The organism is Lactobacillus johnsonii ATCC 33200 (assembly GCF_000159355.1).
Lineage (GTDB): Bacteria > Bacillota > Bacilli > Lactobacillales > Lactobacillaceae > Lactobacillus > Lactobacillus johnsonii.
On sequence record NZ_GG670122.1, the window covers coordinates 66179 to 87614 of the forward strand.

The following is a 21436-nucleotide window of genomic DNA, read 5'->3' on the forward strand; positions in this document are numbered from 1 at the left end:
CTCATTTTTTATATGGAAAACTTTTCACTTTTAATAGCTTTAGTTTTGACTAATATTGAATGAATATGAATGATTTTGGCGAAAAATGATTGAATTTATATCTGAAAGCGTTTATCATATTAAATGAGGTGATGATGAACGATGCTGACTGAGGAACGTCAACAAGCTATAGCAACCTATATTAATAAACACAGTATCTGTCGTGTTAATGAATTATGTAAGTTGACTAAGTCATCAGAGTCAACAATTCGCCGTGACCTCATTGAATTAGAAAAGCGTGGCGTGATTGTTCGGGTACACGGAGGAGCACGCTCACTGCAAGATTATTCACGTGATGTTGAACAACAAGTGAGATTTAATCTTAATGTTGACAATAAACGTGAAATTGCACGTTTTGCTGTGATAAATCATGTTACTAATGGAGATCATATTTTTCTTGATGCTGGAACGACAACTTATGAAATGGTGCCATTCTTGCGGGAAGTTAATGATTTACATGTAGTTACTAATGGTGTTGATGTTGCACTAGCATGTTTAGACAATGGAATTCATACTCGCTTGTTAGGGGGCGAGGCTAAGCTTGAAACGCATGCAGTCATAGGCAACACAGCCATGAAGCAGCTACAAGAAATGAACTTTACGGTTTCATTTATTGGGGCTAATGGTTTAACAGCAGATGGTCAATTTACTACGCCAGATCCAGCAGAAGCTGGTATAAAAAAAGCTGCTATTAAGCAGGCTAAAGAATCTTTTATTTTAATGGATAGTAGTAAGATTGGTGCAGCAAATTTTGCAAGTTTTGCACATATCAATGAGGCAATACTCATCACTAACAATTTAAGTACAGGTAAAGAAAATATCTTACCTGAACAAATCAGAGTTGAGGAGGCTCGGTCATGATTTATACTGTTACAGTTAATCCAGCATTAGACTATGTTATGCAATTAGAAAAGGTGGAAGCTGGTAGTGTTAACCGTTCAAATGATTGTCAATTTTTAGCTGGTGGTAAAGGAATTAATGTTTCTCAAATTTTGAACCAACTTGATGTTGATAACACTGCTTGGGGATTTGTTGGTGGTTTTACTGGCAAAGAATTAGTTCGCCAATTAAACGTTAAAAAAATTGAAAGTGATTTTGTAACTATTTCTGACGATACCCGTGTTAATGTGAAAATTCATGCTCAAAAAGAAACTGAAATTAATGCGGCTGGTCCAAAGATTGATGCACAAGAAATTACTGCATTTAAGGCGCGTTTGGATGATCTTAATGAAGGCGATATTGTTGTATTAAGTGGTAGTTTAGCACCAAGTTTACCAACTGACTTCTATGAACAATTATTACCAACTATCAGAGAAGCTGGTGCTGAATTTGCAATTGATACTACTGGGGAAGCTTTACTTGCAACTTTGAAGTACCACCCATTAGTTATTAAGCCTAACCATCATGAATTAGCAGCTTTATTTGATACAAGCTTTGCTAATGATCAAGAAATGCTTGAAGCAGCTAAGAAACTTTTAGACATGGGTGCACAAAACGTCATGATTTCTATGGCTGGCGACGGTGCATACTTAGTAACTAAGGATCATGTTTACCATGCAAGTGCCGCTGTTGGTACTGCTGTTAACTCAGTTGGCGCTGGAGATTCAATGATTGCCGGCTTTGTAGGAACTTACTACAAGACTCATAATGTTGTTGAAGCATTAAAGGTCGGATCTGCTTGTGGTGGTGCTACTGCATTTACTGAAGATATTGCAGTTAAGAGTCAAATTGATGCTGTTTTACCACAAATTACAGTTGAAGAAGTAAAGTAGTTAAAACTAAATAATACAGTTAGGATAGGGAGTTATTTTCATGAAAATTGAAGATCTTTTAAGTCCTGATTTAATGATTATGGATCTGAAGGCTACTACTCAAGAAGAAGCTATTAAAGAAATGGCTAATCTTGAAGTAAAGCAAGGTGTTGTAAATAACGAAGAAGAATTCATTAAATCAATCTGGGCTCGTGAAAAAGAATCAACAACTGGTATTGGTGAAGGAATCGCCATGCCACACGCAAGAAACAAGTACATTAATCGTGCCGCTGTTTTATTTGCAAAAAGTCCTAAAGGAATTGATTATAAAGCTCTTGATGGACAACCAGTTCATTTATTCTTTATGATTACTGCACCAGCCGGTGCTGATAACACACACTTACAAGCTTTAGCTAAGTTATCAAGTTTATTAATTAATCCAGATGTTGTTAATGCTTTAAAGGCAGCAGCTACACCAGAAGAAGTTATTGATATCTTTAAAAAAGCAGAAGCTGAAAAGGATGCTCAGGACAAGGCCGATGCCGAAAAGAGAAAGGCCGAAGCTGCAAAAGAAGCATCTAAGCCTGCTAGCGAGCAAAAGCCTTTAATTGTTGGTGTTACTGCATGTATCAATGGTATTGCACACACTTACATGGCTCAAGAAGCTTTAATTAAGGCTGGTAAAAAATTAGGCGTTGATGTTCGTATTGAAACTAACGGTTCTGAAGGTGTAAAGGATAAGCTTACTCCAGAAGAAATTAAGCGAGCAAAAGGTGTCATCATTGCCTCTGATAAAAAAGTTGATATGCCACGTTTCAATGGTAAAGAACTTATTATGAAGCCTGTTGTAGATGGTATTAACCATCCAAAAGAGTTAATCGAGGATATCTTAGAAAATAAGGCTTCAATTTACCATGCTGATAGTAGCGCAAGTTCTAGCGACGATGATGCAAAAGAAAAACAAGGTTTGTGGGCATCTATATACAAGAACTTGATGAGTGGTATTAGCCACATGCTTCCATTCGTTATCGGTGGTGGTATCTTAATGGCCATCTCCTTCATAGTGGAAAACTATATGGCTGGTGGTGCTAAGAACCCTGCATTTATTTTCTTAAATAGTGCTGGTAACTTAGCCTTTGCATTTATGGTTCCTGTATTAGCCGCTTATATTGCTGAATCAATCGGGGACTTACCTGCCTTGATGCCAGGGTTTGTTGGTGGATACATGGCAGCCATTGTTAACGGTACTAACGGCTTACAAGTTAACGCGCAAGCACATGCTGTCTCTCCAGCTGGATTCTTAGGTGGTATCGCTGCAGGTTTCATTGCTGGATATATGATGATTGGATTGAAGAAGTTATTTGCTAAACTTCCAAAATCAGTAGAAGGTATGAAGCCAATGTTGCTTTACCCAATTTTGGGCTTGCTTTTCATTGCTTTGATTATGTTCTACATCATCAACCCAATCTTTAGTTCAGTTAACTTTGCTATTACCCACTTCTTGAACAGTATGGGTACTGGTAACCTTGTAATTTTAACAATGATCTTAGCTGGTATGATGGCTATCGATATGGGTGGTCCTTTCAACAAGGCTGCTTATGTCTTTGCTTCAGGTGCATTTGCTAACGATCCACATTCTGCAACTGCTGCAATTATGATGGCTGCTGTTATGGTTGGTGGTATGGTTCCTCCATTTGCTACTGCAATTGGTACTACTTTCTTTAAGAACCGTTACACTAAGGAAGAGCGTCGTGCTGGTATATCAAACTGGATTTTAGGTTTCTCATTCATTACTGAAGGTGCTATTCCATTTGCTGCAGCTGACCCAGGTCGTGTAATTCCTTCCTGCGTAATTGGTTCAGCAGTTGGTGGTTTGCTTGTTGGATTATGGCACATCCAAGTACCAGCTCCTCACGGAGGACTATGGGTATCACCATTATCTAACCATATTTTACTTTACTTCGTAGCTACAATTGTTGGTTCTATTGTAGCCGGTCTAATTATGAGTTTCTGGAAGCAACCTGTTTCTGAAGACCCAGATGAATAAAAATAACTAATTAAAAAGTAAGATTCTAAAAAATTAGAATCTTACTTTTTTGTTTAATAAATAACATATATTCGCTATAGTAATGTATAGTATTGAAAATGTAAGATTTTTGAAATCGAATTCTTATTGGTATATAAAGAAAAATCATATATAAATAAATTACAAATTCACGCAAATATCATAAATTGTTCGTATACTTACTTAATGTAAAAAACATTTATTATAAAGGTGAAAGTAAGCGCTTTATATATGCTCTTTACTAGCAAGAAAGCTATAACTTAATACTCACCTAATACTAGAAGTATGAGGATAAAATTATGGTTTCCAAGAACAATTATAGTGAAAAAATGCGAAAAATTAGACCGCAAAAGCAACGCTTCTCTATTCGTAAGTTTACTGTAGGGGTTGCTTCTGTATTAATTGGTTTAACCTTTATGGGGATTAATAATCAGGAAGTTCAAGCTGACACTACAGTTGCTCCAGAGGAAAGCGTAAAAGTAGAAAGTAGTACAGCTAGTGACATAACCGAAAAAATAGAGAGTGTAGTAAATACTGAAGAACAAAGTGTGTCTACTACTGCAAATCAAACAGAAGTTATGTCGACAGAAGAAAATAATGAAGTAGAAAATGATGGATCTGCTTCTGTTGAGACTGGTAATGAAGAAGTAAAAAATAATCGGTCTATTTCTGGTCTAGAAACAGATAATGTAGAAGAACAAGCAACTAACGAAGTAGTAACTTATAATGCTGAGACAATTAATGGAGATACAGCAGTAAATAATCAAAATACTAATACAACTGAAACTAATTTAGTTGAAAATACTACTCCTGTAGAAGAAGCTCAAGCAGTTGAAGATGTAGAGAAAAATGCTGCTTCTGTAGATGTACAGCCAGTTGAAAGCGTAGAAAGCAATACAGCTTCCGTAGAAGAAACACAACCAACTGAGAATGTAGAAACTAATACTGTACAAAAAAAGGAAGTAATACTTTCCACTCCAAATTACGATACTGCTAAAGATCAGGTAAATAATTATAACCAGTCCGTTAACGATAAATTAAATGGTTATGAAAATGCACCTGGATTAACCATTGTAGAAGGAGATAAAGTAACTATTAACACCAATATAAGTGGTGTTAATGATAGCATTGCTGAAGCAGAAAAAGAAAATAACCAACAATTTGCTAATATTGATGAGATTTTAGCACAGTATAAAGATGCCATGGATAAATATAAGTATGATTTAGCTAAGTATGAGGAAGCTAGAAATGCTTATATTGAACATCTTAAGGAATTGGGATTATGGAAAGAAGGAGATGAAGATCCACTTAAGTTATCGCAACTCTTAGTTTTAGGTAATGAAGAAAATGCGGTTGCAAAAGTAGAGGCCTTAAAGAATGGTGTTACTCAAGGAAGCGGTTCGCTTTTAGATGGAAAATTAAATATTTTCTATAAAGTTAGTGGCAATCAAACTGGTGATTTTCTTAGAGTTACCTACACTAATATCCAAAATTCTACATACGCAGGTAAAACGATTAGTAAGATTGTCATTACCTACAGTGATTGGACTAGAAAAAATCTGAATGATGGACGTACATCAGGTATATACTTTAGTAAAAATCCACTAGATGGCTTCTTTTATGTAGGAGCAAGTGGGGTTACTATGGACCTTAAATTCTATGATGCTGATAATAACCTAATTACTTTAGCAGAAAATACGGCCTATATAACTGTTGGATCTTTAAACAGTACTGGAAACGGCACTGATTATATAGAAAAGGCTGAAATAATCAATACAGGTGGCTATAGAGGTAGTGGGGTACAATTACCAGAATCCTCCGTTACTGTACATAAAGGCCAAGGAGAACATGGTGGGGACATTGTATACTCAGAAAAAAATAATGAAATTATCTCAAAATACAATGTTAAAGATAAGAATACAGCAATTGCTATCTGGGGCGAAGCAGCTGTTAATAAGTACACCGGCTGGGATGAAGTTGATCGTAAAAAAGAAATTTTTGGTTCAGGGCTATTTAAAGTAAATGGTATTGGGGTAAAAATTAGATTTAGTAATGCTCTTGGTTCAGCATGGTCTACTTTTTCAACTAACATACCAAAGATTACTTTTGAAGCGGCTGTGCCAGAAATGCCAAGTTATTTAATTCCATGGCATAAGACTGAAGTTAACCTTAATGCCCAAACTTCTGTACATATTCACTATGTTGATGTACACGAAGAAGCTAAAAAAGGAACCACTGACTTTAAACCAGAGCATGGTAAAGAATTAGTCGATCAAAAGCAGAGTTACCATGATTTGGCTATCAATGATCAATATTCTAATACCTTATGGAATTGGGAAAGTGCTAACTATATCTTAGCAACTGACAGTGTACATCCAGATGCTATTCAAGGTACAACTACAGAAAATGAAAAGCATGTTTATGTTTATTTGAAACATAATAGTGTAGAAGATACTCGTAGTAAAGAAGTTAACCAAGTAATTCACTATGTTTACGAAAACGGCAGCCAAGCAGCTCCAGATTACAAGGGAGTAACCCTAGTGTTTACGCAAACAGGAACTAAGGATACAGTAACTGGTGAAGTTGTTTGGGACGGTGAATGGACACAGAGTCAAAGATTTGAAAGTGTAGAAAGTCCAGTCATCAAGGGCTACCAAACCGAGCGTCCAGTAGTAGACGCTTATGATATTGTAGTGGACAACAGTAACTTTGACCAAAACTTGGACAAAGAAGATACAGTAGTATATGTAGCGAACCCAACTGAAGAAGTTAGCCGCGATAAAGTGGTTAACCAAGTGATTCACTATGTTTACGAAAATGGTAGTGAAGCTGCACCAGATCATACCTCAGTAGCCTTAGTATTCACGCAAACAGGAACAAGGGATACAGTAACTGGTGAAGTTGTTTGGGACGGTGAATGGACACAGAGTCAAAGATTTGAAAGTGTAGCTAGCCCAACGATCAAGGGCTACCACACAGATCGTCCAGTAGTAGATGCTTACGATATTGTCGTAGATAACAGTAACTTTGACCAAAACTTGGATAAAGAAGATACAGTAGTATATGTAGCGAACCTAACAGAAGAAGTTAGCCGCGATAAAGTGGTTAACCAAGTGATTCATTATGTTTACGGAAACGGTAGCCAAGCAGCTCCAGACTACAAAGGTGTAACCTTAGTGTTCACGCAAACAGGAACAAGAGACACAGTAACTGGTGAAGTTATCTGGGAGGGCGAATGGACACAAAGTCAAAGATTCGAAAGTGTAGCTAGCCCAACGATTAAGGGCTACCACACAGATCGTCCAGTAGTAGATGCTTACGATATTGTAGTGGACAACAGTAACTTTGACCAAAACTTGGATAAAGAAGATACAGTAGTATACGTAGCTGACCCAGTAGATCCAGAAGAACCAAAGGATCCAGTAGATTCAGAAGAACCAGAGGATTCAAAAGATCCAGTTCAAGCTGAAACTCTAACTGAATCAACGAATGATGCTCCTATTCTTCCAAAACAACTTTCCACTGATACTCCTATTAATAAAGTAGAAACTGTGGAAAACAAAGAATCTGGTAAAGTAGAAGTAGCTACAACTGAGGATGTCTCATTGCCTCAAACGGGTCATAAACATTCTAATGCAGAAATTATTGGACTAGGTTTAGCAACCATTGCGTCAATTTTAGGCTTAGCAGGCACTAGAAAACGCAAGAAGGATTAAACTAGTTGAATAAAATAGTTTTATGAAAAACGCTACCTCCGGGTGGCGTTTTTTAGTATAGTGGAGTGTGGATAATAAAAGTGGAAAGTGAGACTGAAAATGATTAAGCTTATTGCAACTGATATGGATGGTACTTGGCTAAGAGAAGATAAGACTTATGATAAGGAACTCTTTGAAAAAGAATTTCAAATTATGCAGGATCGTGATATTAAATTTGTTATTGCCAGTGGTAATCAGTATGAAAATATCCTCGATCGTTTTCCAAAAGCTAATAAGCATATGTATTTTGTGGCTGAAAATGGTGCTTTAGTAGCTCATGGAAATGAAATTCTTCAAATATCTGATTTATCTGACAAAGATTATCAAACAATGCTTGAAATTGTGGAAAAACTACCATATAAGGCTATTGTTGCTGGTGTAACTAGTGCATATGTTGAAAAAAGCAGTGGAAAAGAATTTGCGGAAGATCTAAAAAAGTACGTTAAGAAAATTCAAGTTGTTGATAGCTTTAACGATATTGATGATCGTATTTTTAAAGTAAGTCTTCGTGTTCCAGAAGATGAGATGCCTAAGGTCTTAGATAAACTTAGAGAAGACTATCCACAGATTGGTTTTGTCTCAGGTGCAAGTACTGCTATTGATATGCAGACTAAAGGAATGAATAAAGCTGTAGGTTTAGAATATTTGGGTAAAAAACTTAAGATTAAATCTAGTGAAATGGTAACATTTGGTGATAGTGGTAATGATGTTGGTATGCTTAAGTTTGCAGGTAGCAGTTTTGCTACAGCTACTGCTCTTCCAGAGGCAAAGAAAGCTGCTAATCAAATTATTGGATCTAGTGAAGAATCAAGTGTGCAAAAGAAAATTCTTGAGTTACTCTCATAATTAAATGTAAGTTGAGATAGGTGAACAAGTTGAACGATCAAATTATTCGAGTTACTAGAGCTTTAAATCATCCCATTCGAATTCAAATTCTTTATTATTTAAATGACAATCAAAAAAGTAGTGTAAATAACTTGGTAAAACAGTTTGATGTTAGTCAGCCAGCTATTTCTAGACACTTGAGGATCTTGGAAGAGGCTAAGCTAGTTAAGAGTGAACAAGTTAAGCAAGAGCGCTACTATAGCTTAGAAGATAAACATGTAATTAAGATTCTAGATGTCTTGAGACGGCATGTTAATGAAGATTTTTAGTTCAAGGACTGGAATAATCACAGCAATTTTAACTGTCTTTTTTCTAAACACCTTTGACAAACATATAAAAATATGTTTATATAAAGATGTAATTTTAGAGAAAAAGTATTAAATTAAAAATTCAGCAAATTTTTTATTATTTACACTTATTGATAGCATCAAGTCTGAGACGTCTTGGTGCTATTTGTCTATCTAGAAAAATGTTGACATAATAAAAAATTTAGCTTAGTCTAACTTTAAGTTAGAACTTATGCTGAATTTTCTAACTTAATGCTTTTTTGTTTTGCACAGGAGGATATATATGCAAAATTTTAAATCTAAAATTACAAAATTTATTTCTATTATGGGCTTAGTGACACTTGTATTATTGATAACGGTAGGATGTTCGAATAAGCAAAATTCTGCCAAACAATCAGATAAAATTTCTATAGTTACTACAACTAATGTCTATTCAGATATTGCTAAAAATATTGTTGGAAAATATGGAACAGCAACGGCAATCATTGATAAAAGTAGCGTTGATCCACACGATTTTGATCCAACAACAGCCGATGCTAAAAAGGTAGCTCAGGCAAATATTATTGTTTCAAATGGCCTAGGCTACGATTCATGGATGAATAAGTTAGCGAAATCTGTTGATAAAAAGCCTGTCTTAGTCGGTGAAGACTTGATGGGATTAAAGAGCGGAGATAATCCACATATTTGGTACAATTTAGATATGCCAACTAAGTATGTTGATTATTTGGTTAAGCGCTTATCTAAGTTGGATAAGAAGCATGCCGCTTATTTTAAGGAAAATGGCGAAAAATACTTAGCTAAGATCGACGAAATCAAACATCTAGCTAAGGCTAATAAGGGTGATCAAAAAACAGTTTTTGTTAGTGAACCAGTCTTTGACTACGCTTTACAAGAAGCTGGTTATAAAATAGGCGACAAGAAATTTGAAGAAGCCATTGAAAATGGTACAGATCCTAGTCCTAAGACAATTAACGAAATGAATAATGCTATTAAACAAAAGAAGATTGCCTTTTTTGTTAATAATACTCAGGCAAGTAGCTCAACAGTTAAGTCTTTTGTTAAACTTGCAAAAAAGAACAATGTTCCGGTTTTAAATGTTCGGGAAACTATTCCTAATAACACTACTTACTTAGCTTGGATGAAAGAAAATTATCAAAAATTAGCTGATATTCAAAACAATTAAATAGGATTGGTTTATTAGAAGAGGAGGAGTGAGATGACTGATATATTGACAGTTAAAGACCTGGGGATGAAATTTGAGGATAAGGTAATTTTTAAAGACTTAAATTTTACTTTATCTAAAGGGTCAATGACAGCTCTACTTGGTGCAAATGGTACAGGGAAAACAACCTTGATTAGAATTTTGATGGGAATGCTGCAACCGACTACAGGATCATTTAAATTTGCGCCAGATACAAAGGTTGGCTATGTACCGCAGTTTAGAAATCTAGATGCTGATTATCCCCTCTCAATTCGGGCTTTTGTAGAACTTAATACTCCTTTATTTAAGAATGCTCGGGTAAAGGCGAGGGTAAATCAAATTTTAAAAGAGACCCATTTACTAGATATTCAAAATACTAGGATGGGCGAAGCTTCCGGAGGACAAAAGCAGCGTGCATACCTAGCTCAAGCTTTGTTAGATAAACCAGACTTCATTATTTTAGATGAGGCAACAGCTAGTTTAGATCCAGTTGCTAAAGAAGAGTTAATGTCATTAATTAAGCACTTAAATGAAAAACATGCAATGACTGTGTTGTTTACAACTCATGACATTCCTCTAGCTAAGAAATACATGAAAGATTATCTTTTATTTAAAGATAAAGGCCTAGTTGCTGGTAAAATTAAGGACTTAACTGAGGAGGTGGGTGAAGAATAATGTTTGCATATGATTTTATGCGCTATGCATTTCTAGCCAGTACTTTTATTGCGATTACCTGTGGAATAGTGGGTGTATATGTTGTAGCTAGAAGTTTTTCATTCTTAGCTCACACTCTATCGGAAATTGGTTTTGCTGGAGCCGCTTTTGCGGTTTGGATTGGTTGGGTTCCACTATGGGGCATGGTTCTTTTTACTTTGCTCGGATCAATCAGTGTTGGTGAATTATCCATGAGAAGTGATCAGAAAGAATCCGCAATTAGTGCGATTTCAGCCTTGTTTATTGGTTTGGGTGTGCTATTTTTAGCTATTGCTGGCGGTAATAGTCGGTACGCTACTAATATCTTATTTGGTTCAATTATTGGAGTTGATAAAGAGGGCGTTATTCAACTAGTTATTCTTTCTCTCTTTGTTTTAGCAATAATTTTCTTAGTTTTAAGACAATTAAACTATGATTCATTTGACCATGTAGGGGCAGTTAGCCATCACATTAATACAGGTTTAGTTTCAGTAGTATTTTTAATTGCTTTGGCTTTAGCTGTTTCAATTGGTGCACAAGTTGTCGGATCATTACTAGTCTTTATTTTATTAACTTTGCCATCTTCAAGTGCTCGCTACTTAGGTAAGACAATTCCCGCTATGTTATGTTGGTCAGTCGGGATCGCCTTGTTTGGAGTTTGGGCAGGTTTAGTTTTAGGATACGTAACTAATTTACCAGTCACTTTCTTTATTTCGATTATTGAAGTTGGAATTTATTTATTTGTTTATGGCGCTCATGCTTTTAAGAAATAAAACTGTTATTTAGAACCTACAAGGGCCCTCTTGCTCTTGCAGGTTTTTTGTTTTTAAATTTCATTAATATGTGGAAAAAGGATAAAATTAAATAGTATTACTTTTTTAGATGAGGAAAACTATGTGGATAAATTTTTTATGGGCATTAGTGCCAATCATCTGGTTGATAATTTCTCTTGGAATTATTGGAATGCCGGCTTCAAGGGCATGTACGATTGGTTTAATTATTACAATTGCTGATGCTGTTTTAATGTTTAAACAACCCATAATTAATACTCTTTCTGGAGCCCTAGAAGGTATTATAATGGGAATTTGGCCGATCATGTATGTAATTCTGGCTGCGCTTTTTGTATATCAGATTACAACTGATTCAGGTAGTATGGGGACGATTGAAAAATTATTATCATCAATCACAACCGATAAAAGAATTTTAGTATTAATAATTGCTTGGGGCTTTGGTGGCTTTCTAGAATCTATCGCTGGTTTTGGAACTGCTGTAGCAATCTGTGCAGGAATCTTAATTTCTTTAGGTTTAGAACCGATCCAAGCTTCAGTAATTTGTTTGGTTGCCAATAGTACGGCAACTGCATTTGGTGCAATTGGCTTGCCAGTTTTGACATTAGCTGAAGTAACTAATCTTAATGATGTGCAATTAGGATTTATTGTAACCTTGCAATTGGTCATTTTAGTTATTTTAGTACCTTTTATTTTAGTTATTCTTACTGGCAAAAGTATTAAGGCCCTGAAAGGTATTGTTTTTATTACTTTAATGTCAGGGGTTGGAATGGCAATTCCGCAAGTTATTATTGCTAAGTTTACTGGGGCTGAGCTTCCAGCCTTAGTCGGATCATTGTTTTCAATTTTAGTTACTGTCTGGCTGACTAAAAGAAAAACTGGTTCAGTAGAGGAAGTAGAAAATGAAAGTGTCAGCGAAATTATCAAGGCTTGTTCACCATTTATTTTGGTTTTTATTTTCGTTCTACTGGCTTCCTCTCTTTGTCCACCTGTGAATAACTTTTTAACTAGTGTAACTACCCATTTACATGTTTACTTAGGAAAAAATCCTAATGATTTACCAATTAATTGGCTTTCCTCTCCAGGAACATTAATCTTATTAGCGGGAATAATTGGAGGAAAGATTCAAGGCTTAAGCTTAAGCCAAATGTTCAAAATCTTGCTCAATGTTTTGAAAACAATTGGTATGACAACAATTACAGTTTGTGCAATTGTGGGTTTAGCTAAAGTTATGGTATATGCAGGAATGACTAAAGCATTAGCGGTAGCCTTAGTAAGCTTACTTGGACCAGCTTATCCTTTATTTGCACCATTAATTGGGGCTCTAGGAACATTCTTAACAGGCTCTGCAACGTCAGCCAACGTTCTATTTGGTAATTTACAGTATTCTGCTGCTCAATCATTAGGAGTAAGCAAATATTGGATTGTTGCTTCAAATATGACTGGTGCAACTGCTGGGATGTTATCACCACAGAATATTGCAGTAGCTACTGGTGCAATTAATAAAGAAGGTTTAGAAGGAAAAATTCTAAAAGAAACGACTAAGTGGGGCAGTATTTACTTGTTAATTACCTGTGTATTTCTATACTTAGTTGGTTTGATTACTAAATTAGTATAAAGTAAAAAGTTCTTGATCTTAGAAATTAGATCAAGAACTTTTTGTTTACAAATATATTTGTGTTTTTACTAAATTGTTTTCAATTCATTAACGATTTTTTCAAACTCATTAAGTCGTTTTTCAAAAGTATTAAATGCGTCTTTTAAGTAATCGGCCTTTGTCATATCGACACCGGCATGTTTCATTATCTCTGTTGGATAATCTGAAGAGCCAGCCTTTAAGAAATTAATATAAGCGGTACGTTCTTTGTCAGTACCATGAACAACATTATTTGCGAGAGCTGTAGCAGCAGCAAAGCCTGTTGCATATTGGTAAACATAAAAGTTGTAATAGAAATGAGGAATACGGGCCCATTCTTTAGCAATCTCTCCGCCCGGTTCTACACTATCACCGTAATATTTTTGGTTTAAATTGCCGTAAAATTCATCAAGAACATCGGCAGTTAATGGTTGACCATTTGCGTCGGCTTCATGAATAAACTGCTCAAATTCTGCAAATTGTGTTTGACGGAAAAGTGTACCCTTAAATGAATCAAGATAGTGATTCAAAACAAATGCGCGTGTTTTAGGATCGGTAATTTTATCTAAGAAGTATTCAGTTAAAATATTTTCATTAGTTGTTGATGCAATTTCAGCAACAAAAATTGGGTAGTCTCCATATACATATGGTTGAGTATTTCTTGTATACCAGGAATGTACTGAGTGTCCAGTTTCATGAACTAGAGTATATAGAGAATCAAGATTATCCTCCCAATTTAATAATTCATATGGATCAGTATCATAGGAACCACCAGAATAAGCGCCTGTTACCTTATTTTGGCTTTCAACCACATCAATTACACGATTATTAAAGATGTAATCAACATGTTCGAGGTAATCTTTTCCTAATGGCGCTAAGGCTCGTCTAGCTTCATTTTTTGCTTCTTCAAAGTTATAAGAAAGACTGGGCTCACCTGTTAATGGAACATACATATCATACATTTGTAAATCAGAAAGACCTAAAATCTTTTTTCTTAAACTAACGTAGCGATGAAGTAAGTTGAGGTGACTATTTACCTCTTTAACCAATGTATTGTAAACAGCTGTTGGTACGCCGTTTTCACTTAAAGCAGCCTCTCGAGCTGAATTATATTTATGTACTTGAGCATTAAAATTGTGGGCTTTTACTTCACCTGATAAAGTTGAAGCGAGACTATTTTCAAACTGACCATAGCTTGCATACATAACATCAAATGCATTTTTGCGAACATTTCTATCTTGGGACTGAATTAGAAGTGAATATAAGCCATCAGATAATTGGACCATCTCTCCGTCTTCATCTTGAACATAGCCATATTCCATATCAGAATTAGTTAAAACATTGAAAGTATTAGCTGAAGTTCCCATTGCATCTCCAGCAGCGGCAATAATTTTTTCTTCACTTGCTGGTAAAGTATGAGGACGTTTCTTAGTAATTTGTTCAAGTCGATGTTGATACTCTTTTAAACGAGGTTCATCTTGCATAAATTTAGCAAGTGTCTCTTCTGGGATAGATAAAATTTCAGGATCGACAAAAGAGATAGCAGCACTCATTTGGTTAGCTAAGCTTTGAGCTTTAGCAACAAGGCCTAGATAATGAGTATTACTAGTATCAACGTCGCTTGACATAGTAGCATAAACGTACACTTTTTCTAAACGACGATTTACAGATAAAATTTCTGTAATCCCCTCATATAAATCTTTAGCAGATTTAGCAAGATTTCCCTTAAATCTACCTAAATTTTTGATTTCTGTTGTGAGCTGATTATATTCTTGTTCCCATTCGTGATCGTCTTTAAAAACACGACTAAGATCCCACTTGAGATCATCAGATACTTCATTTCTTTTTGGAAGAGCCATATCTTTTCCTTCTTTCTGCCAGATAATTTTTATTAATCATCATTATAGAACATTATTTCGCTTGCTAAAAAATAAAAATTTTTTAATAATGAATTTAATGCGCTTAACTAAGTAATTTTGTATTATGAAAAGGTAAGCTGATTTTCAGAGGAGTTAAAAATTAATGAGACCTGAGGAACCCAAAAGACCAAGCAAAAAACTAAGAAGAAATAATGTGTTTGCGGCGAGTAAAAAAGATTATAAAAATGGAAATAGTTTTGCTCGTTTGGTAGGTCTCTTATCAATTTTACTTGTTTGTGGAAGCGTAGCGTACTTTGCTCATGCCTATTTTTCAGCCATGAGTTCAGTTCAACAAGCTTATCGAGGAACAGGAAAAACATCCCAATTGATTTCTCAGAAAAAGCCAATTTCAATTCTAATTCTTGGCGTCGATCAAGGAATTGAAGGCAGGCATGACCGGGGAAATTCCGATACGATGATCTTAGCCACTATGAATTCAGAGAAAAAAGAAGCAACAATGACCTCAATTCCCAGAGACTTGTTAGCCGATATCAAAGGTGATGGAAGTGGGGAAGGGAAGTACTACATGTTCCGGGTCAATTCGGCTTATCAAGTTGGTGGCAGTAAAGGAGCAACTCGCACAGTAAAAGCACTTTTAAATACACCAGTTAACTACTACATGGAAGTTAATATGAAGGCTCTAGAAAGTATGGTAGAAGCTTTAGGTGGAGTAGATGTTAATGTGCCATTTACTTTTACTTATCATACGCATTTTAAGAAGGGGAAGCAGCACTTAAATGGTAAAGAGGCCTTAGACTATGTGCGGATGCGTAAAGAAGATCCAAAAGGTGACTATGGTCGACAAATGAGACAAAGACAAGTGATTAACGACACTGTACGTAAAGGGATGTCAGTTAATTCAATCACTAACTATCGTAAGATTCTTAAGGTCTTTGCCAAGTATGTTAAAACTAATCTGACCTTTGATGATATGCTTTCAATTGCAATGAATTACCGCGGATGTACTCAGAATATTAAGAGTGGCTATATTCAAGGACATAATGTTTGGATTGGAGCGGCAGCAATGCAAGTAGCCTCTACAAAAGAACTACAACGTGTATCAGATTTAGTTCGTTCTAGTTTAGGATTAAAACAAGAAAAACTCCATAATCAAGAAACAAGACAAAATAGTCTGCAGCAAGGTTTAAATTGGAATGATCCAGAAGACTTTAGAAATTATGTAATTTATGATAAAGATTCTGACACTATTCCATGGGATGGTAATTAAGAAAAAAAGCAGCTAGCAAAATGCTAACTGCTTTTTTTAGTATATCTGTTGATGATTCTATCTTAGTGATTTTAGCCCGTAACTGCAACTGTTGTTTGTAAAGTTTTAGTTACCTAATTCAGAATTTGGGTTTTCTTGATTAATTCTTTTTTCTTCAAACTTGATATCGGCTAACTTATTTTCCTTTTCTTCTTTTATTTGATCTTCTTTGAACTTTTTACTTAGGAGAGTTGGTTTAATGGTATTTTCAACTAAGCTTTTAGACACATTAAAATTGGTATCTTGATCAGCTGCTTGAGAAGTAGTAACTGAATTAGTTAGAAAGCCAAAGCCTAATAATACAATAAGTGCTGTTGAAATTCCTTTTTTGTGTGTCAAAGTATTTTACTCCTTTTAAGTTTAAATTTAGTAATAATTAAATGGTAATCATGTTACACTAGTGATATTTAAAAAGTCGTTTTTAATTTACTTAACAAACTGTATTATAGAAGAGGATTATTGCAGTAAAATAAAGCGAAATTTACATTTTTTTACAAAAACTTCAATTGCGTAAATTTAATGTAATATTTGAAAGATCAGTGTAATAAAAAGGATGATGAAAAATGAAGCAAACTAAGTATTTTCCAGTTATTTATGGGGTAATATCTGCCCTTATTGCATTTATTGCAGTGTTTTTTATTGCACAGAGAACCTTCCATATTTCTGTATCGATGGCTATTTTAAGTGCTGGAATTTTTGCGGCTTTCTTTTATGTTCTATCATATTTTAGAGGACATGCTTCTTATGAAATTAAGACAATTGTAGCTAAATATCATTTAACAGATGAAGAACTTGCAAAAATAACCGGAATGAAGGCTAGTGATTTTCCGATCTATCACAATAAGCTTCAATTAATTATCCCTAAAAGACAATGGCCAAAAGTCTTAAATGCGCTTCAAGAGTATGATCGGCAGTGTCAATTATCAAATGAAAAAGAGAGAAAATAATGAGTTTACTAACAGTTAAAAATTTAAGTCAGACATTTATTGATAAAACTTTATACGAAGACGCAAACTTTGTTTTAAATAAAGAAGACCATATGGGCGTAACCGGGCAAAACGGAGTTGGTAAATCAACTTTAATTAAAATTTTGACCGGTGAAATCACGCAAGATGATGGGGAAGTTAAGTGGCAAAATAAAATTCATGTTGGGTACTTAGATCAGTATGCCAAACTTGAAGAAGGTTTAGAGCTAAAACAATTTTTGCAGACTGCCTTTAGTGATCTTTTTGAAAAAGAAAAAGAATTAGATGAACTCTATGTGAAATATGGTGAAAATGGGGATGAAGCTCTCTTAGAAAAGGCAGGTAAGATTCAGACTTTGCTTGAGGAAAAAGAATTTTACGATATTGATACCAAAATTGATCGTGTAGCTACAGGGTTAGGATTAGCGGATTTGGGTTATAGCCGGGATGTATCAAAACTTTCTGGTGGACAAAGATCTAAATTGATCTTAGCTAAGCTGCTTTTACAAAATCCAGACGTACTGGTTTTAGATGAGCCGACAAACTACTTAGATGTTAATCATATTGACTGGCTTGCTGATTATTTGAATAATTTTGAGGGAGCTTTTATCGTCGTTTCGCACGATTATGACTTTTTAGGTCGAATTACTAATTGTATTATTGACATTGATTTTGGAACTATTACACGCTATACAGGTGATTTAAAGCATGCGCTTCGTCAAAAAGAAGCTGACCGAGAAAGCTATTTAAAGGCCTATGCTAACCAGCAGAGAAAAATTCAAAAGACTGAAGCATATATTAGAAAAAATAAGGCTGGCTCTAGATCTAAAAGTGCTAAATCGCGGGAAAAACAGCTAGCGAAGATGGAAATTTTAACGCCACCGCAAAATAATAAAAAGGCCCATGTCCTTTTTCCTTATGTTGATACCGCATCAAACTTACTCTTGCAAACTCAAGATTTAGTAATTGGATATGATCAGGCCTTAGTAAAATCAGCATTTAACTTTTCTGTTGGAAATGGAGAAAAGGTAGCTGTAACAGGTTTTAATGGAATCGGAAAAACAACCCTGCTAAAGACCTTACTAGGAAAATTAAAACCAATTTATGGTAGTTTTGAATTATCTTCAACAGCTAAGCTTGCTTATTTTCAACAAGATTTAGCTTGGCCTAATAAAAATATGACGCCTTTGCAATATTTGCAGGAAGAATTTCCACGTTTGCGTCCTAGAGAATTACGGCAAGCCTTAGCGAGAATGGGATTAACTGCGCAGCAGGCCATGAGCCCTTTAAAAGAACTTTCTGGTGGAGAACAAGAGAAGGTTAAACTAGCTAAGATGCAGTTTGAACCATCTAATTTACTATTCCTAGATGAGCCAACAAATCACTTAGATATTGCTACAAAAGATTCTTTAAGAAAGGCAATTGTTGAATTTAATGGTGGAGTAATTATTGTTAGCCACGAAAGAGATTTCTTTAGAGGAAATTGGGTGGATAAGACGATTGATATTGAAAAAATGAATAATGAATAACATTTAGAGGACTGAAATGGATAAAGAGCGTGTAAGCCAAGATTATGCTGCTGAGGTTTTAGATACCTGCTTAAAAGCGGGGAGACTAATGATTGAAGGCGGCAGTGAAACTTATCGAGTTGAAGATACGATGATGAGAATAGCGCGTAATGCCGGAATTACTGGTGCAAGATGTTTTACGACTCCAACTGGAATTTTTATGAGTTTGGGTGAACACTCTTATACTCAGGTTACACAAGTTAAAAAAAGAAATATTAACTTAGAATTAGTAGATCGAGTTAATGAATTATCACGCGAATTTGCGGCTAAAGAAATAACATTAAAAGAATTACAAGAGCGTTTACAGCAAGTTTCCATTTCGATTCCAGATTTTCCTATATGGCTTCAAATTATTGGAGCGGCTATTTTAAGCCCTACTTTAATGGTCTTGTTTATGGATGATTATGACTGGATTGATTTTCCGGCAGCTGCTGTAATCGGCGGAGTATCTTATGCTCTTTATTTAGCTATTAAGCGCTATACTAGTATTCGCTTCTTAGCTGAGATGGTAACTGCAATATTTATGGGAGTTATTACTATTTTGACGTGTAAAATCTTCCCTAAGCTTGTAGTTGATAATATTTTGATTGGTTCCTTGATGACCTTAGTACCGGGAGTTGCAATAACTAACGCATTGCGTGATTTATTTGGTGGCGATTTATTGTCCGGAATGGCTCGAACCACTGAGGCAGTTCTAACAGCAATTGCTTTAGGTGGCGGAATTGGTGTTGCAATTAAGTTACTGTGGGGTGTGATGTAATGCCTTTTTGGTTAGAAATAGTTATTAATATAGTATTTGCGTGGCTTGCAGCTGTTGGATTTGGGTTAATTATTAACGTCCCGCACCGCGCTTTAGTTTTATGCGGCATTAGCGGAAGTGCAGGTTGGATTCTATACTGGTTGGCAAATCGAATTGGTGTTGGTCGATTGGGGGCTAATCTTTTAGGGGCACTCTGTGTTGGAATTCTAGGTCTGGTATTTGCTCGTATTAAAAAGTGTCCGGTAACCGTTTTTAATATTCCAGGTGTAGTTCCCCTAGTTCCTGGTGTGCCCGCTTATCAGGCAGTGCGTGCTATGGTAGAAGGTCAATTATCTGATGCAGAAAATCTGATCCTACGGGTAGCAATTGTCACGATAGCAATAGCGATGGGCTTTATGCTTGCACAGTTAATTGGAGAAATCTTTTTCAAGAAGCGCCAAAATAGAAAAAATAAGAAGAATTTGGTATAATATTAAATGCGACGAGTCGAGGAAAACGCGAGATGCGTTCTTTGACAGAGATCATCTAGACTTGCGAAGTCAAAGCACGGGAAGTGCTGATGATGGGCTACTTTGGCTGTGAAACAAAGACCCTGACATACTTTTGTATGTTTCTCGCAAAAAAGACTAGCTTTCTTTTGAAAGTTAGTCTTTTTTAGTACTACAATATCCTTGAAAGTAACTTAATGAGGTAAAAACTTATGAAAATATCTATTCATCATATTGTAACTCAAAAGGTCGGTAATTCAGCTGGCTTTTCACTACCTGCTTCTTTTAAAGTAGAGGTAGGAACTGAGTATGCAATTCATCAGAAAGCTGATGGAAGTTTGATCTTAATACCGAAAATTTCTAATCCTTATACCTCCGATGCTAAATTTGAAGATGTACCAGGACCAGAAAGGGAAGCTTGGGAAAATATGGCTATGGAGGAATTACGTCATGCCGAAGAATAAATTTAAACAGGGAGATATTGTGTGGGCGGATTTTTCACCGTCAGTTGGACAAGAAATGAAGGGAAAACATCCTGCGGTAGTAGTATCGTCTAATTCATATAATGAAAAGACTAATTACCTAATGGTTTGTCCAATTACATCCCACGGCAACCATTTCCCTACCTACTTGGACTTATTCGGATATCATATTCATGGTCGTGTAAATGCAGCTCAAATTCAAACTTTTTCTAGAATGAGATTGCTAGATGAAAAGCCAGCAGATCATCTTAGGCCAGAAGATATGCTTAAAGTAATGGAATTACTTATTTTTGCTCTGCAACTTGATTAGACGAGTAGTTAATTTTTGTAGTTGCATGAAAAAGATTTATTGAGTATCTTAGTAATGAAAAAGGATACACAAAGGAATTTTTATCGTGAAAATTAAACAAGAAGAAATAACTAAAAAAATTGAAGAACAAGATTATCTTCAAGATCTTGAGACAATTAAATATAGCGAAATAACCAAGACAAAATTAAAAAATATTGCAACTAAAATGATTAATGAAGCTGTGCAGGCTTTTAAACATGACTCCCTCATTCAAACGCAGCTGGCCATTAGTGGAAGAAGACCAATGACTTTTGCCCTTGAAAGTAATATCATTAATCTTCCATTTGCTAACTACAAAAAAATTAGTAATTTTTGTAATAATGAAGATGAATATGAAGTAAATATCTATTTTGAAACTATTTCAGAGTATGTAAATGTTTCTCACTTCCGAATCGATATTCTGGGGTCAAGTGATGAAATTGTAGCTGATCCAGAAAAGTATAGTGCATTACTAGTAAAAGCAATTGAAGAAAAAATTGAAGTAATTCGCAACTATCAAAAACCCGAAACAAAAACTAAGAAAACAAAATAAGGAGCT

At 35.3% G+C, this 21436-nt stretch carries 20 protein-coding genes; 18 read left to right on the plus strand and 2 right to left on the minus strand.

Going from position 1 to position 21436, the window contains the following annotated elements:
- Positions 1 to 141: 141 nt before the first annotated feature.
- The 10 genes from HMPREF0528_RS08035 (at position 142) to HMPREF0528_RS08080 (ending at position 13082) form a co-directional block, all read left to right on the plus strand.
- The gene (locus HMPREF0528_RS08035; RefSeq protein WP_004896539.1) at positions 142 to 900 is read left to right on the plus strand and encodes a DeoR/GlpR family DNA-binding transcription regulator; all 759 of its coding nucleotides are present in this window, start codon (positions 142 to 144) and stop codon (positions 898 to 900) included.
- Positions 897 to 1811: a 1-phosphofructokinase gene (pfkB, locus tag HMPREF0528_RS08040; RefSeq protein WP_004896540.1), complete on the plus strand. Its 915-nt coding sequence runs from the start codon at positions 897 to 899 to the stop codon at positions 1809 to 1811. Before HMPREF0528_RS08035 ends, pfkB begins: the two co-directional genes overlap by 4 nt.
- Positions 1812 to 1851: 40 nt before the next feature.
- Positions 1852 to 3837: a PTS fructose transporter subunit IIABC gene (locus HMPREF0528_RS08045; protein ID WP_004896541.1), complete on the plus strand. Its 1986-nt coding sequence runs from the start codon at positions 1852 to 1854 to the stop codon at positions 3835 to 3837.
- Between the two features lie 317 nt (positions 3838 to 4154).
- On the plus strand, positions 4155 to 7571 hold the full coding sequence (locus tag HMPREF0528_RS08050) for a mucin-binding protein (RefSeq protein WP_004896542.1): 3417 nt from the start codon (positions 4155 to 4157) through the stop codon (positions 7569 to 7571).
- A 99-nt stretch (positions 7572 to 7670) separates the two neighbouring features.
- Entirely contained in the window at positions 7671 to 8456 is a 786-nt protein-coding gene (locus tag HMPREF0528_RS08055; protein ID WP_004896543.1) for a Cof-type HAD-IIB family hydrolase, read from the plus strand.
- Between the two features lie 29 nt (positions 8457 to 8485).
- A complete protein-coding gene (locus tag HMPREF0528_RS08060; RefSeq protein WP_011162513.1) occupies positions 8486 to 8764 on the plus strand; it encodes an ArsR/SmtB family transcription factor in 279 nt (92 codons plus the stop codon).
- A gap of 301 nt (positions 8765 to 9065) precedes the next feature.
- A complete protein-coding gene (locus HMPREF0528_RS08065; RefSeq protein ID WP_004896545.1) occupies positions 9066 to 9965 on the plus strand; it encodes a metal ABC transporter solute-binding protein, Zn/Mn family in 900 nt (299 codons plus the stop codon).
- A gap of 33 nt (positions 9966 to 9998) precedes the next feature.
- Positions 9999 to 10658, plus strand: a complete 660-nt coding sequence (locus tag HMPREF0528_RS08070; RefSeq protein WP_004896546.1) for a metal ABC transporter ATP-binding protein — start codon at positions 9999 to 10001, stop codon at positions 10656 to 10658.
- Complete coding sequence (locus tag HMPREF0528_RS08075) at positions 10658 to 11449, plus strand: metal ABC transporter permease (protein ID WP_004896547.1); 792 nt, start codon at positions 10658 to 10660, stop codon at positions 11447 to 11449. The genes HMPREF0528_RS08070 and HMPREF0528_RS08075 overlap by 1 nt, the downstream gene beginning before the upstream one ends.
- A gap of 121 nt (positions 11450 to 11570) precedes the next feature.
- Positions 11571 to 13082 (plus strand): L-lactate permease, encoded by a 1512-nt coding sequence (locus HMPREF0528_RS08080; RefSeq protein ID WP_034525399.1) that lies wholly within the window; start codon positions 11571 to 11573, stop codon positions 13080 to 13082.
- A gap of 68 nt (positions 13083 to 13150) precedes the next feature.
- Here HMPREF0528_RS08080 and pepF read toward each other — a convergent pair whose 3' ends face one another.
- Positions 13151 to 14959 carry an oligoendopeptidase F gene (gene pepF / locus HMPREF0528_RS08085; RefSeq protein WP_004896549.1) on the minus strand — a complete coding sequence of 603 codons (1809 nt, stop codon included), beginning with the start codon at positions 14957 to 14959 and terminating at the stop codon, positions 13151 to 13153.
- A 163-nt stretch (positions 14960 to 15122) separates the two neighbouring features.
- Between pepF and HMPREF0528_RS08090 the strand changes: the two genes are divergently transcribed.
- Entirely contained in the window at positions 15123 to 16247 is a 1125-nt protein-coding gene (locus HMPREF0528_RS08090) for an LCP family glycopolymer transferase (RefSeq protein ID WP_004896550.1), read from the plus strand.
- 105 nt (positions 16248 to 16352) lie between these two features.
- Here the strand turns inward: HMPREF0528_RS08090 and HMPREF0528_RS08095 are convergent, their stop codons facing one another.
- A complete protein-coding gene (locus tag HMPREF0528_RS08095; protein WP_004896551.1) occupies positions 16353 to 16625 on the minus strand; it encodes a hypothetical protein in 273 nt (90 codons plus the stop codon).
- 224 nt (positions 16626 to 16849) lie between these two features.
- Here HMPREF0528_RS08095 and HMPREF0528_RS08100 point away from each other — a divergent pair, with 224 nt between their 5' ends.
- The 7 genes from HMPREF0528_RS08100 (at position 16850) to HMPREF0528_RS08130 (ending at position 21430) form a co-directional block, all read left to right on the plus strand.
- A complete protein-coding gene (locus tag HMPREF0528_RS08100; RefSeq protein ID WP_004896552.1) occupies positions 16850 to 17233 on the plus strand; it encodes a hypothetical protein in 384 nt (127 codons plus the stop codon).
- On the plus strand, positions 17233 to 18780 hold the full coding sequence (locus tag HMPREF0528_RS08105) for an ABC-F family ATP-binding cassette domain-containing protein (RefSeq protein WP_004896553.1): 1548 nt from the start codon (positions 17233 to 17235) through the stop codon (positions 18778 to 18780). The genes HMPREF0528_RS08100 and HMPREF0528_RS08105 overlap by 1 nt, the downstream gene beginning before the upstream one ends.
- A 16-nt stretch (positions 18781 to 18796) precedes the next feature.
- Positions 18797 to 19579 carry a threonine/serine exporter family protein gene (locus HMPREF0528_RS08110; protein ID WP_004896554.1) on the plus strand — a complete coding sequence of 261 codons (783 nt, stop codon included), beginning with the start codon at positions 18797 to 18799 and terminating at the stop codon, positions 19577 to 19579.
- Positions 19579 to 20049: a threonine/serine exporter family protein gene (locus HMPREF0528_RS08115; RefSeq protein WP_004896555.1), complete on the plus strand. Its 471-nt coding sequence runs from the start codon at positions 19579 to 19581 to the stop codon at positions 20047 to 20049. The genes HMPREF0528_RS08110 and HMPREF0528_RS08115 overlap by 1 nt, the downstream gene beginning before the upstream one ends.
- Before the next feature lie 230 nt (positions 20050 to 20279).
- Complete coding sequence (gene mazE / locus HMPREF0528_RS08120) at positions 20280 to 20531, plus strand: type II toxin-antitoxin system PemI/MazE family antitoxin (protein ID WP_004896556.1); 252 nt, start codon at positions 20280 to 20282, stop codon at positions 20529 to 20531.
- On the plus strand, positions 20518 to 20859 hold the full coding sequence (locus HMPREF0528_RS08125; RefSeq protein WP_004896557.1) for a type II toxin-antitoxin system PemK/MazF family toxin: 342 nt from the start codon (positions 20518 to 20520) through the stop codon (positions 20857 to 20859). The genes mazE and HMPREF0528_RS08125 overlap by 14 nt, the downstream gene beginning before the upstream one ends.
- Positions 20860 to 20944: 85 nt before the next feature.
- Positions 20945 to 21430: a hypothetical protein gene (locus tag HMPREF0528_RS08130; RefSeq protein WP_004896558.1), complete on the plus strand. Its 486-nt coding sequence runs from the start codon at positions 20945 to 20947 to the stop codon at positions 21428 to 21430.
- Positions 21431 to 21436: the final 6 nt, after the last annotated feature.